This is a genomic window from Paraburkholderia sp. WC7.3g (genome assembly GCF_050436345.1).
Taxonomy (GTDB): domain Bacteria; phylum Pseudomonadota; class Gammaproteobacteria; order Burkholderiales; family Burkholderiaceae; genus Paraburkholderia; species Paraburkholderia podalyriae.
Genome location: NZ_JBNDMA010000004.1, coordinates 205122 through 217851, shown reverse-complemented (window position 1 = coordinate 217851; position 12730 = coordinate 205122). Strand labels below are relative to the sequence as shown.

Sequence of the window (12730 nt, the reverse complement as noted above, 5' to 3'; positions counted from 1 at the left end):
GCTCAGCCGCCTTCGCGAGATGTAAGCAGATTGCCCGCCCACTACCGCGGGCCATCTGCTTTTGGGCTCGAAGATCGACGTTACGGCTGATAGGCCGAATCGACGATCGTCCACAGCGCCGCTTTCGGCTTCAGGTTGACATCGAACGGCAGTGGCAGGTTGTTGCGCGGCACCGGCGTCGACGTCAGCCACGTGTGCTTGTCCGAGTAGCCCCAGAACGTCACCGCCTTGATGCTCGACTCCTGCTCGAACAGAGCGAACACCGCGCGATAGCGTTCGGCCTGCGCGCGCATGATGTCGTTCGGCACCGGATGGCCGAGGTCCGGCAGACATGCATGCGGATTGCTCCAGCATTCACCCGGATCGGTGTAGAGACTGACGTCGAGTTCGGTGATCTGATTTTCGAGGCCGAGCGCGGCGACGTCGTCGAATGCCTGCTTGATGTTCGACAGCGGTGGCCAGTTCACGCTGATGTGCATTTGATGCCCGACACCGTCGATCGGCACGCCCTGTATACGCAAATCGCGGATCACCGCGAACAGCTTCGCGCGCTTGCGCGGATCGTCGGTGTTGTACTCGTTGATATAGAGCTTCACCCCCGGGTCCGCCGCGCGCGCCGCGCGGAATGCGATCGCGATGTAGTCCTTGCCGAGCGCGCGATACCACGGACTGTCTTCGCGATATAGCTGATGCGGGTCGTCGCTAATCACTTCGTTGACAACGTCCCACGCATAGACTTTGCCTCGGAAGTGTGTAACGACGTCGGTTACATATCGATCGAGCCGTTTCGCGACGATGTCGTGATAGTGCGGTTCGCTCGGATCGCCGGCGAAGAACCAGTCCGGCGCCTCAGTCCAGTCGCCGGCTTTGAAGTGCCACACGAGCGTGTGGCCACGCACCGCGATGCCGTGCGCCTGCGCGAACGCGACGATCCTGTCGGCCGGCTGGAAATTGTACTTTCCTTGCGCGACGCCGATCGTCCCCGGCTTCATCTTGTTCTCGGCGGTCAGGCTCGAGAAATGCGCGGCGATGAGCGCCGCGTCGGCGGGACTATCGATCGAATCAGGCTCGATCGCCGTGCCGACCTTGAAGTGCTCGGTCATCACATTGCGTAGTGGCGGCAGCGCTTCGGCGGGCGCCGCGGCGAGCGGCGGGCCGTCTTGAGCGGTGCTCGCCTGGTTGTGCGCGCAGCCCGCGGTCCATGCGAGCGCGCAAACGGCGCCGGCTGCGCAGAGCCTGCGCATCGAAGTTCTCAAAGGCCCCACCCTTGGTCTCCTTACGATGGAATGCGGTTCGGGTGTTCTTCTAACTACCCGTAACGTTATCGGTAACAACGCGGAATGCTAACTAACGCACCTCGGTCCCGCCATGAGGGATTTACCTGGGCGGTTTCAAAGGTGAAGCGCAACAGCGGGTTAATGAACGGAAGCTGAAGTTATGGAAGCGGTTGCGAGCATACGTTCGAACACCTCGAATGGCGAATGAAATGCATGCGTAGCACGCGGTCGGCTGTTGAGGCTGTCGGCGATGGCATCGAGTTCGTCCTGGCTGTAGATCGAGAGGTCGGTGCCTTTTGGCAAGTACTGACGCAGCAGCCCGTTGGTGTTCTCACAGGTGCCGCGTTGCCAGGGGCTGTGCGGATCGCAGAAGTACACGCGCACGCCGGTGGCGGCGCTGAGCTCCTGATGGCGGGTCATTTCCTTGCCCTGGTCGTAAGTGAAGCTCTGGCGCAGGGGCGCAGCGATCGAATTCAGCTTCGCAGTGAAGCCGGCCAGGGCCGAGGCGGCGGTGGCGTCGTCCATCTTCGCCAGCAGCACCAGGCGACTGGTGCGCTCAACCAGCACGCCGACGGAAGACTGGTTGCCGGCACCCTTGATAAAGTCGCCTTCCCAATGGCCTGGCATCACCCGGTCATCGACCTCAGGCGGGCGCACATGGATGCTCACCATGTCGGGGATCTGGCCGCGCCGGTCAGTGCCCCGCTTGCGTGACATACGCGTGCTGTGGCCGTGGCGCAGACAGGCGATAAGCTGGCGGCGCAGCTCGCCGCGTGGCTGGGCATAGATGGCGGTGTAGATGGTCTCGTGCGAGACATGCTGGGTCGGATCGTTGGGCCACATGCGCTTGAGGGTACCTGAGATCTGCTGGGGCGACCACTTCCATTCCAGCAGGGTGAGTACCACGCGCCACGACACGCTTTGAGGGTGCAGCTTGGGACACGGGCGCGCAGCCTCGCGTCGGCTCGTGCTGAGCGCCTGCGCTGGTGCAGACGCATAGCCCACGGCAGAACACGTGTTCCTGGTCAGCTCGCGGCTCACGGTTGACGCCGCGCGCCCGAGTGTTCGGGCGATGACCTGAACGCTCGAACCCTGCTGCTTCATGCTTGCAATCGTCATGCGTTCTTCAGGCTGCAGTTGTTGGTAACTTCTTTTTTGCATTGGCACACCTTACACGAGCAAGGTGTTGCACTTCAAATTTGATCGCGCCCTGACATATCAAAGAGACGATGCAAGGGAATGAGCGTCGGGTCGACCGAGTGGATCCGACGTGGATTTGAAAGCGCTTTCAGATGGAGGTTGCAGCGACCGTACGCGCCACGAACTGCGCGGAACAGAACGCCAGTCACTCAACCACAACTGGCGAGACAGGGAAACCGAAGCCCTTCAACGCGCGGAATGCATCGATCGTCGTCCGCGCGGCGATTCAGCCTGATTTCAATGCCCGTTCAACGAGCCGCCGTCGGGTGACAGCCGGTTGTCCACCGAAGTGACGCCGGGCACCGACATCGCACTCTGTTCGGCACGAGCAACGTGTTCCCGCTCCGGCACCCATCCGACCAGCGTGACCTGGCCCGAGTGCGCAAAGACAAACACATGTGACATCCCGACGCCGCTACGCGCCTCGGCGACGCGCACGCTATGGGCGAGTTCTTGGTCTGTCGCCCGAGACGCCTGGGCATGGGCCCCCGGCGCGATTGCGCTTGAAATGAGCAACGCGAGTGTAGAAACAAGGGCTGTTTTCACGATACCTCCTGACAAGTACCAAGGTGTGCCAGCAAGTTCCGCCGGCAAATCTTCCGATCCCACTCGATGCGAGGGCACGGAAGGGCGTCGGACAAAATCCTCTTTCCACTGCGTGCGTCGCGATTGTCGCGCCTGCGCGTCGAGGTTTTGCCGGTCGGGCGATGGGCGGTCGTGCCGTCGCCCGTAGAAAAGTCGGCAAGAGCAGCGTGTTCGAGCGGGACGTCGCGTGCGCGGCGTGGCGGGCGAACAGCGAGAGCCGAGGGCTGGGAGCTGGCTGGAGCGTTCGTGTTGAAGCGCGAGAGCCAGACCGATGCGCTGGCAGTCCCGCACTCAGCCTGCTACGCGGCTGAGCCCGGCTCGTTGCCCGGCATCGTATGCATTGATGATAGTCGCTAATGTCCGCGCCTGCTGGCGGCTCCGACGCTGGTTCGTCAAGCTGAAACCGGCCATGCAAGCGAGGCAGGTCGTTGTGTCTTCACAACATCAAGCACGATTTTTTTCTTGCATTTGGGCGAGTTTCCCCTCTTAAGCAAGCGCTGAGCGACGCGGGACGGCATTCGAGCATCGTTTCGGTGTGTGGACTCAAACGTGTTTCCGGCGCTTGTGACCATCACGGAATGGTCACAAAGCAGGGTGCTACTGCGGGATCGAACGGCGCGCAACTGTTATCGATAACAGCGTTTTCCCTGAGCCGCTAGTTCGATGCGCGGCGCAAGGTCCATCCCTATAATCGCCTCGAAATGTGAAGCAAGCATTTCGGCAAGAGGGGAAACGTGTGAGAACGCGTGCGTCCTGAGCGGCTTGGAGACGCCAAAATATATATAGGATATCTAAATGGATAAGAAGCTTATTGCTGTGTCTTTGATGGCAGCTGTGACGACGGTGGCCCATGCCCAGAGCAGCGTCACGTTGTACGGCCGTATCGATAACGGCATTCAGTTTGAAACCGGCCTCCCGGGCGGCCACGCGTGGGCAGCCCAAAGCGGCGACTGGGGTTGCTCGTGGTTCGGCTTGCAGGGCGCCGAAGATATCGGCGGCGGCACGAAGACGGTCTTCCAGCTCGAAGGACAGCTCAACACGATGACCGGTGCATCGGCGGGCAATCTGTTCGGCCGCCACGCGACGGTGGGCCTGACGAACGACCACTGGGGTTTGTTCAAGATCGGTAACCTCGGCGCCGGCGAACTGGCGCAGGACAGCTGGGGCACCGACCCGCAGGTGATGCAGCGCTACGCGATTTCGACACTGGTGCGCGGCCGCAACTGGACGAGCACCAGCAACGGCGCGGAGTACAACTCGCCGGTGCTGTTCGGCGGCCTCGTGCTGAAGGGCCAGTATTCGTTGACCAACAACACGAGCTGGAACTCGGCGCCCGTCAACTCGGCTGGCGTGCCGACCGGCCAGGGCCGTACGAACGCGGTCGAAGGCATTTATACGTGGGGCAACGGCGATGTCCGCGTGATCTATGACGAAGTGCGTGGCGCCAACGGCTCATTCAACAACGTCTACTCGGCTTCGCGGATGGCCCTTGTCGGCGGCACGTACGTGATCGGTCCGGTGAAGCTGTATGCCGGTTACCAGCACCTGAGCGCGCCTGACGCGACGAACGCCAGCGTGGGCGTGAGCGATGCATCGCAGCCGCTCGGCGTGAGCGCGCCGACGAGCGTGAACCACGAATGGTTCGGCGCCGCATGGCAGGTCACGACGGCCACGGCAGTGACGGGTGCGGTCTATCACGCGAACGCGAACAACGGCAACGGCAACGCGACGTTGTTCACGCTTGCCGCGACGTACGCGCTGTCGAAGCGCACGTTCGTGTACACGGAAGCCGGCTACGTGCACAACAGCTCGACGTCGAACCTGAACCTCGGCAACGGGCCGTACGGCAACAACAACTTCAATCCGGTGACGGGTACGTCGTCGAACAGCAACCCGAACTATGGTCATAGCCAGACCGGCGTTTTCGCCGGGATCATGACCTCGTTCTGAGTTGAGGTTGCCTGATCAGCAATCGCAGTGATCTCTTTGTTTCAAGGACTGTTTATTTCTCTTTCATAGAGAGGCCGGTGCGACGCCTCCTCCACCCTCGTCGCATCGGCTGTTTTTTCTTTTTTTCGGACTCTTTACCGGACGCATAGCGCTTGTTCGTATTTGAAAGCGCTTTCAACACAGGATTCAGGCAGAACTCATGACCGACGACGGCTCAAACGACAAACCCGGCGCGCCCAAGGTACCCCACTTACCGGTTGCGCCCAACGTGACGCTCGAAGCCATCGCGCGTGCGGCCGGTGTTTCTCCGAGCACCGTATCGCGGATCCTGAACGGTTCTGCGCGCGTGCTTCCCGCCAAGCAGCAGGCGGTGGAAGAGGCGATCGCGCGTTTCAACTATCGGCCCAACGTGCTCGCGCGCAGTCTCGCGAGCGGCCGGACCGAGACGATCGGCGTGCTGACGCAGGCGGTGTCGAGCCCGTTTTACGCCGAGTGGCTGCGTGGCATCGAAGAGGCGCTGTACGAGCCGGGCTTTACGCCGATTTTTGTCAGCAGCCGCTGGAACATCGACGACGAAAAGGCACGCCTCGAGCAGTTCATCGCGCGGCGCGTCGACGGAATCATCCTGCTGCACGCGCAACTCGATGAGCCGACGTTGACCGACTACTCGCGGCACGCGCCGATGCTCGTGCTCGGCCGCTCGGTACAAAACAGCGCGACGCTCGCGGGCCTGCCGATCGACAACATGCAGGGTGCGCGCGACGCGACCCGTCATCTGATCGAGCAAGGCCATCGCGAGATCGCGTTCATCGCCGGGCCGGCCAGTCACGACGATGCGATCGAGCGCCTGGAGGGCTACCGGAGCGCGCTAGAGGAAGCAGGCATCGGCTTCGATGCGGATCTCGTCGAGCAGGGCGATTACCTCGAAACGGGCGGCGCCGCCGCGATGGAGCGTTTGATGGCTCGCCATCCGTCGTTCAGCGCGGTCTTCTGCGCGAACGATCAGACCGCATACGGCGCGCGGCTCGCGATGTTCCGCCGCGGCGTGCGGGTGCCGGACGACGTGTCGCTGGTCGGCTTCGATGATCTGCCGACTTCGTCGTACATGACGCCGCCTTTGACGACGGTGCGCCAGCCGACTTATGAAATCGGCCGCCTCGCCGCGCAGGGCATCGTGCAGATGATCCGCAAGCAGTCGATCGCGCTCAGTCCGATCCCGCTCACGCTCGTGACGCGCGAAACGACGCGACGCATAACGCCGCCGCTCAAGCGGGGAGATACGCGTACGTAGCGGTTTTTTTTCGCCCTGGCGTGAAAGCGCTTTCAGGCAGCAGCAAGCAACAAGCAGCAAGCAAAGCAGCAACAAAAGACAACAGGGGAAGTAGGTCGCAGCAACCGTTAGTCATCGAATGCAATTCAAACAGGGTTCTTCAGGAGACGAGTAATGAAATTCCGCTTTTCAGGCTCTGCCGCCGCCGTTCTGCTCAGCTTGGCCGCAGTCGGCGCGCATGCCAACACCACGTTGACGGTCGCGGTCTTTCCGAAGCTGGATCAGGAAATCAAGGACGCGCTTCCGGCGTGGAAGAAGCTGCATCCGGACGTCGACATCAAGGTGTCGGCGCTGGCGATCGCCGATCACCACAATGCGATGACCACCGCGCTCGCGACGAACTCGGATCTGCCCGACGTGATGGCGGTCGAGGTCGGCTTTATCGGCCGCTTCGCCGCGGGCGGCGGTCTCGAAGATCTGTCTAAGGCGCCGTACAACGCCGGCCAGTACAAGAGCCAGTTCATCAACTACACGTTCGCGCAGGCGACCACGCAGGATGGCACGATCGTCGGCATGCCGGCTGACATCGGTCCCGGCACGCTGTTCTATCGCAAGGACATCCTCGACAAGGCGGGTGTGACCGAAGCCGACCTGACGAAGTCGTGGGACTCGTATCTGGCGGCCGGCGCGAAGATCAAGAAGGCGACGGGCGCGTACCTGATGGCATCGTCGCGCGACATCGAGGACATCTACATTCGCGCCGACCTGAAGGAAGGCGATGGCGTGTATTTCGACAAGGCCGGCAATCCGGTCGTCACGTCGCCGCGTTTCGTGAAGGCGTTCGAGCTCGCGAAGAAAGCACGCGACCTCGGTCTCGACGCGAAGATCACGCCCTGGTCGAACGAATGGGCCGAAAGCTTCAAGCGCGGGACCGTCTCGACGCAGATGATGGGCGCGTGGCTCGGTGGTCACCTGTCGTCGTGGATCGCCCCGGACACGAAGGGTCTGTGGCGCGCGGCCAATCTGCCGAACAACGCGTACGCATCGTTCGGCGGCACGTTCTACTCGATTCCGGCGAAAGCGACGCAAAAGCCGATGTCGTGGGAATTCATCAAGTTCCTGACGACGCGCCAGGACACGCAGCTCGCATCGTTCCGTTCGATCGACGCATTCCCCGCGCTGCTCGCCGCGCAGAACGATACGTTCTTCGCGGAGCCGGTCACGTTCCTCGGCAACGAGAAAGCGCGTCTGATCTGGCGCGATGCGGCCTCGCACATCCCGGCGATCCAGCGCAGCAAGTATGACCAGGTCGCCGAGGAAGCGGTGCACTCGGCGCTCGACAAGGTCGTCGACGACGGCGAAGACGTGCATACCGCGCTGCAGGAAGCGCAGGACCAGATCGCGCACCGGGTCCGTCGTTAAGCGATGTCGATGCCAGGTCGCGGCACGCTGCATGCCGCGACCGGCGTGTGCCGCGATGCGCTGCAAGTCTGCTGCAAACAGCGTGGCCGGTGATCGACCGCGGCCACGCCCGACTGGACGGAACTATTGATGAACACTCCCCTACCCACGACCGAAGAGGTCGCCCGCGACGCGCACGCGAGCGGTGTGTTGAGCTCGCCCCCACCGTTCGCCGCGCCGCGCAAAGCTTCGCGGCTCGATCCGGTGAAGGTCGCGCCCTACCTGTTTCTCGGTCCGTTTTTTCTGCTGTTCGCGCTGTTCATGGCGTTCCCTCTGCTGTTTTCGCTGTACCTGTCGTTCCAGAGCTGGGACGCGACAGCGGGGCTCGCCAGCATGAAGTGGGTGGGTCTGTCGAACTTCACGTTCACGCTGACCGACCCGTGGTACTGGAAGTCGCTGTACAACACCGCGTCGATGGCGATCATGTCCGGCGTGCCGCAGCATCTGGTGGCGCTGCCGCTCGCGTTCTTTCTGCAAACCGCGTTTCGCCGCTGGCGCAACCTGGTGGTCGGCCTGTACTTCCTGCCGTTCATCACGTCGAGTGTCGCGATCGCGCTGATCTTCTCGTCGCTGTATTCGACCGACTTCGGCATGATCAACCTCGCAATCGCCGAGCTCGGCAAGCTGCCCGGCTTGCACTGGATCGTCCCCGTGCATCCGATCGAGTGGCTGTATAGCCCGAAGAACGTCAAGCCGGCGGTGTCGGTGGTGATCTTCTGGCGGTATGTCGGCTGGAACACGGTGCTGTATCTGTCGGCATTGCAAACCATTCCGAAGGACCTGTACGAGGCCGCGCGCATCGACGGCGCAAACGGCTGGCAGCAGTTCACGCGCATCACTATTCCATTGATCAAGCCGATGATTTTCTTCGCGGTCACGCTGTCGATCATCGGTGGGCTGCAACTGTTCGAAGAGCCGTTCATCCTGCTGCCGAACGAAGGCATGGGAACGAGCCAGTCCGGTCTGACGACGGCCGTCTATATGTATCGCACCGCATTCCACGACGGCGATTTCGGCACCGCGAGTTCGATCGCATGGCTGCTGTTCATTTCTATCGGCGCGTTGATGTGGTTGAACACGCGCATCTTTCACCGCAGCGGCATGAACGAGGAGACACAGCGATGAAATCGTCGAACGACAAGGGCCGTTGTCTCGGCTACGCGATCGTGGTGGCGGGCGCGCTGCTGATGTTCTCGCCGTTTTACTTCATGTTCGTGTTCGCGACGCACACGAGCTCCGAGATCTTCTCGATGCCGCCGCCGCTGTGGTTCGGCAGCGCGTTTCTCGACAACATGGCCTCGCTGATGCGGCACATTCCGTTCTGGCGCAATCTCGGCTGGAGCTTCTATACGGCCACGATGCAAACCGTGCTGACGCTGCTGGTCACGTCGATGGCGGGATACGCGTTCGCGATGTACGAGTTCCGCTTCAAGAAGACGCTGTTCGCGATCGCGCTGACCGCGATGCTGGTGCCGCCGTTCCTCAGCATGATTCCGACCTTCATGACGATGAACCTGCTGGGGTGGATCGATCAGCCGCGCGCGCTGTACGTGCCAGGCGCTGCCGCCGCGCTCGGCGTGTTCCTGATGCGCCAGTACGTCGCCGCGGCGATTCCGTCGGAGCTGATCGAGGCGGCGCGCATCGACGGCTGCGGCGAATTCCGCATCTACTGGAGCATCGTGATGCCGCTACTGGGACCGGCGCTGGGCACGCTTGGACTGATCAGCTTCATTCAGGCGTGGAACAACTTTCTGTCGGCGCTCGTCGTGCTGCGTTCGCCGTCGATGTACACGCTGCCGCTCGCGCTGCGCATTCTGCAAAGCCCGACCAATTCGGATTGGGGCGCGGTGATGGCGGGCTCCGCGGTCGCGGTGCTGCCGCTGCTGGTGCTGTTCGCGTTCACCTCGCGGCGTTTGATAGACGGTCTGACGACCGGCGCGGTCAAGGCTTGAGATTCTTTCTTTCAATTTTCACGCCCTCGCAGGCATGACCATTCAGGACAACATCATCTATGTCGACGTATCGATTCAACGAAGACTTCGTCTGGGGCGTCGCCACCAGTTCCTACCAGATCGAAGGCGCAGCGCATGAGGACGGCCGCGGCCCGTCGATCTGGGACGCGTTCTGCAACGTGCCGGGCAAAGTCGTGAACGGCGAGAACGGCGATGTCGCATGCGATCACTATCACCTCGTCGAGGAAGACCTCGACCTGATGGCCGAACTCGGCGTCAAGGCTTATCGCTTTTCGATCGCCTGGCCGCGCGTGCAGCCGGCAGGTCGCGGCGCATTCAACGACAAGGGCCTCGCATTCTACGAGCGCCTCGTCGACGGTTTGCTCGAGCGCGACATCCAGCCGTTTGCGACGCTGTATCACTGGGATCTGCCGTTGTCGCTGCAGCATGTGCAAAACGGCTGGGAAAGCCGCGACACCGCTTATCGCTTCGCGGACTACGCACGCAAGATCGGCAGCGTGCTCGGCGATCGCGTCGCATCCATTGCGACGCACAACGAGCCGTGGTGCACCGCGTGGCTCGGCAACGCGACCGGCTATTTCGCGCCGGGCAACGCCGATCTGAAGAAGGCTGCGCACGTCGCGCACCATCTGCTGCTATCGCACGGTCTCGCGGTGCAGGCGTTGCGCGCCGATGGCGTGAAGGCGCCGCTCGGCATCGTGTTGAACCAGTCGCCGGCGCATGGCGCGACGGATTCGGCGGAAGATCTCGCGGCCGCGTCGCTCGAATACGCGAAGTTCGTGCGCTGGTACATGGACCCGCTGTTCAAGGGCGAATACCCGGCCGAAGCGCTGCAATGGTATGGCGCGAACGGTCCTCAAGACGTGATCCTGGAGGGCGACTTCAATGTGATCCGCACACCGTTGGATTTCCTCGGTATCAACTACTACACGCGGATCTTCGCGAGCGCATCGGGTGAGAAGCGTCCGCCCGGCGCACTCGGCTTCACCGACATGGATTGGGAAGTCTATCCGCAAGGCCTCACCGAATTGCTGACGCGCATCAACGCAGACTACAAGCTGCCGCCGATCTACATCACCGAGAACGGTTGCGCTGCGAAGGACGTGCTCGCTAACGGCCGCGTGCACGACGCCGAGCGTGTGCGCTTCTACGACTTGCATCTCGCCGCGTTGTCGGACGCGGTGCAACAGGGCGTCGACGTGGCCGGCTATTTCGCCTGGAGCCTGATGGACAACTTCGAATGGGCGTCGGGCTACGACAAGCGCTTCGGCATGGTCTACGTCGACTACGCGAGCCAGGAGCGCACGCTGAAGGACAGCGCGTTGTGGTATCGCGACCTGATCGCGCAACACGCCAGCGTCGCGGCCGCGCGCTGAGGCGCGCGCACGGCGTCGGGCGCACCGAACCTCGCGTGGCGCGACAGTAGTGGGGCAGTGGGATAGCGTCACGCGGGGTCTGCAAGTACAAGGATTGAGGAGGAGGTTGCAATGGGCGAACTCGTATTGCACAAAGTCACGAAGACGTACGGCGAAGGACCGCAGGTGATCCAGGGCATCGATCTGCACATCCCGGACGGTCAGTTCACGGTGTTCGTGGGGCCGTCCGGCTGCGGCAAATCGACGATGCTGCGCATGATCGCCGGGCTCGAGTCGGTCACTGGCGGCGACGTTCTGATCGACGGCGTACGCGTCAACGATCTGCAACCCGTGGACCGTGGCATCTCGATGGTGTTTCAGAGCTACGCGCTGTATCCGCACATGACGGTCGCGGAAAACATGGGCTTTTCGCTGAAGCTGTCGGGCAAGTCGAAGCACGAAGTGCGCGAGGCGGTGGGCCGTGCCGCCGAGATCCTGCAAATCACGCATCTGCTCGAGCGCAGGCCGAAGGCGCTGTCGGGCGGCCAGCGCCAGCGTGTCGCGATCGGACGCGCGATCGTGCGCAAGCCGCGCGTGTTCCTGTTCGACGAACCGCTGTCGAATCTCGACGCAGCGCTGCGTGTGCAGATGCGTATCGAGCTTGCGAAGCTGCATCGCGAACTCGGCACGACGATGATCTACGTCACGCACGACCAGGTCGAGGCGATGACGCTCGGCCAGCAGATCGTCGTGTTCAACAAAGGCTGCATCGAGCAGACCGGCGCGCCACTCGATCTGTATGAGCGGCCGGCGAACCGCTTCGTCGGCGGCTTCATCGGCTCGCCGCAGATGAACGTGCTGGCCGCGACGCTGGAGTCGCAAAGCGATGCACAAACCGTCGTGACGCTCGCCGGCGCAAACCAGCGCATTGTGCTGCCCGGTCGACTGGCGCAGCCGGTCAGCGGCGAGCTGACGCTCGGCGTGCGCGCCGAGCATCTGGGCATCGGCTCGCTCGACGAAGGACTCGCCGCGCGTGTCGAACTGGTCGAGCATCTCGGCGACGTGTCGATTCTGCATGCGCGACTCGATGGGATGGCGCACGCGATCGCGCTGAAGCTCGACAAGAAGAACGCGCAGCACGCGGTCGGCGCGCGCGTCGGGATCAAGGTGGCGTCGTCGGCGGTCACGCTGTTCGATGCGAACGGCGCCGCGGTGGCCCTCGAGCGACCGGAAGTCGGCGAGGACGTCGACGCGGTGGTTTGATAGAGCGATGCCGACGAGCGAGCAACGGTACACCGATGACGGACGGCGCGATGGAGAAAAATGGAGCGGAGTACGGTGGCGAGGCCGTGGCGAGTGGTCTGTCCGGGAACCGGTATAGCGGGGCGCCTGGTGAATCTGCTGCTGCCGCGGACCGCGGGCGACCGGCTGTCGAACGAGAGCCACAGCAGCACCGCGGGCCGAAGAAGCCGCGCGAATCGCTGCATGCATGGATTGTGCATTTCGATGCGGATCGTTCATCGGGGCCGCCTGCATCGAACCGCGATGAGTGACGCAATGAGTGCTGGCGTTAGCCAGTTCGCACCAATCTTTCGTATTGCTGTCGATACCTTGCGCGACGCTTTCGCCCTTGCCAGGCTTGGTTTAGAGGGCCGCTTC

10 protein-coding genes are annotated in these 12730 nt (G+C 62.6%); 7 read left to right on the top strand and 3 right to left on the bottom strand.

Annotated features, from left to right (window positions below):
- Nucleotides 1–80 precede the first annotated feature (80 nt).
- From OKW43_RS34400 to OKW43_RS34390, 3 genes are all read right to left on the bottom strand, one after another.
- Nucleotides 81–1244 (bottom strand): endo-1,4-beta-xylanase, encoded by a 1164-nt coding sequence (locus OKW43_RS34400; RefSeq protein ID WP_429452822.1) that lies wholly within the window; start codon nucleotides 1242–1244, stop codon nucleotides 81–83.
- Nucleotides 1245–1415: 171 nt separating this feature from the next.
- Nucleotides 1416–2438, bottom strand: a complete 1023-nt coding sequence (locus tag OKW43_RS34395; RefSeq protein ID WP_429445436.1) for an IS30 family transposase — start codon at nucleotides 2436–2438, stop codon at nucleotides 1416–1418.
- A 276-nt stretch (nucleotides 2439–2714) separates the two neighbouring features.
- The gene (locus OKW43_RS34390; RefSeq protein WP_429452820.1) at nucleotides 2715–3023 is read right to left on the bottom strand and encodes a BON domain-containing protein; all 309 of its coding nucleotides are present in this window, start codon (nucleotides 3021–3023) and stop codon (nucleotides 2715–2717) included.
- A gap of 834 nt (nucleotides 3024–3857) precedes the next feature.
- Between OKW43_RS34390 and OKW43_RS34385 the strand changes: the two genes are divergently transcribed.
- From OKW43_RS34385 to OKW43_RS34355, 7 genes are all read left to right on the top strand, one after another.
- On the top strand, nucleotides 3858–5012 hold the full coding sequence (locus tag OKW43_RS34385) for a porin (RefSeq protein ID WP_429452818.1): 1155 nt from the start codon (nucleotides 3858–3860) through the stop codon (nucleotides 5010–5012).
- 199 nt (nucleotides 5013–5211) lie between these two features.
- Nucleotides 5212–6303 carry a LacI family DNA-binding transcriptional regulator gene (locus OKW43_RS34380; RefSeq protein ID WP_429452816.1) on the top strand — a complete coding sequence of 364 codons (1092 nt, stop codon included), beginning with the start codon at nucleotides 5212–5214 and terminating at the stop codon, nucleotides 6301–6303.
- A gap of 153 nt (nucleotides 6304–6456) precedes the next feature.
- Nucleotides 6457–7704 carry an ABC transporter substrate-binding protein gene (locus tag OKW43_RS34375; RefSeq protein ID WP_429452814.1) on the top strand — a complete coding sequence of 416 codons (1248 nt, stop codon included), beginning with the start codon at nucleotides 6457–6459 and terminating at the stop codon, nucleotides 7702–7704.
- Nucleotides 7705–7833: 129 nt separating this feature from the next.
- Nucleotides 7834–8868 (top strand): carbohydrate ABC transporter permease, encoded by a 1035-nt coding sequence (locus tag OKW43_RS34370; RefSeq protein ID WP_429452812.1) that lies wholly within the window; start codon nucleotides 7834–7836, stop codon nucleotides 8866–8868.
- Entirely contained in the window at nucleotides 8865–9695 is an 831-nt protein-coding gene (locus OKW43_RS34365) for a carbohydrate ABC transporter permease (protein ID WP_429452810.1), read from the top strand. The genes OKW43_RS34370 and OKW43_RS34365 overlap by 4 nt, the downstream gene beginning before the upstream one ends.
- A gap of 59 nt (nucleotides 9696–9754) precedes the next feature.
- Nucleotides 9755–11092 carry a GH1 family beta-glucosidase gene (locus OKW43_RS34360; RefSeq protein WP_429452808.1) on the top strand — a complete coding sequence of 446 codons (1338 nt, stop codon included), beginning with the start codon at nucleotides 9755–9757 and terminating at the stop codon, nucleotides 11090–11092.
- Between the two features lie 111 nt (nucleotides 11093–11203).
- Nucleotides 11204–12334 (top strand): ABC transporter ATP-binding protein, encoded by a 1131-nt coding sequence (locus tag OKW43_RS34355; RefSeq protein ID WP_429452806.1) that lies wholly within the window; start codon nucleotides 11204–11206, stop codon nucleotides 12332–12334.
- Nucleotides 12335–12730: the final 396 nt, after the last annotated feature.

Bases quoted from the DNA above. Each gene is read 5' to 3' on its own strand.
- OKW43_RS34400 (WP_429452822.1), bottom strand. From the start codon at position 1,244: ATGCGCAGGCTCTGCGCAGCCGGCGCCGTTTGCGCGCTCGCATGGACC.
- OKW43_RS34395 (WP_429445436.1), bottom strand. From the start codon at position 2,438: ATGCAAAAAAGAAGTTACCAACAACTGCAGCCTGAAGAACGCATGACG.
- OKW43_RS34385 (WP_429452818.1), top strand. From the start codon at position 3,858: ATGGATAAGAAGCTTATTGCTGTGTCTTTGATGGCAGCTGTGACGACG.
- OKW43_RS34380 (WP_429452816.1), top strand. From the start codon at position 5,212: ATGACCGACGACGGCTCAAACGACAAACCCGGCGCGCCCAAGGTACCC.
- OKW43_RS34375 (WP_429452814.1), top strand. From the start codon at position 6,457: ATGAAATTCCGCTTTTCAGGCTCTGCCGCCGCCGTTCTGCTCAGCTTG.
- OKW43_RS34370 (WP_429452812.1), top strand. From the start codon at position 7,834: ATGAACACTCCCCTACCCACGACCGAAGAGGTCGCCCGCGACGCGCAC.
- OKW43_RS34365 (WP_429452810.1), top strand. From the start codon at position 8,865: ATGAAATCGTCGAACGACAAGGGCCGTTGTCTCGGCTACGCGATCGTG.
- OKW43_RS34360 (WP_429452808.1), top strand. From the start codon at position 9,755: ATGTCGACGTATCGATTCAACGAAGACTTCGTCTGGGGCGTCGCCACC.
- OKW43_RS34355 (WP_429452806.1), top strand. From the start codon at position 11,204: ATGGGCGAACTCGTATTGCACAAAGTCACGAAGACGTACGGCGAAGGA.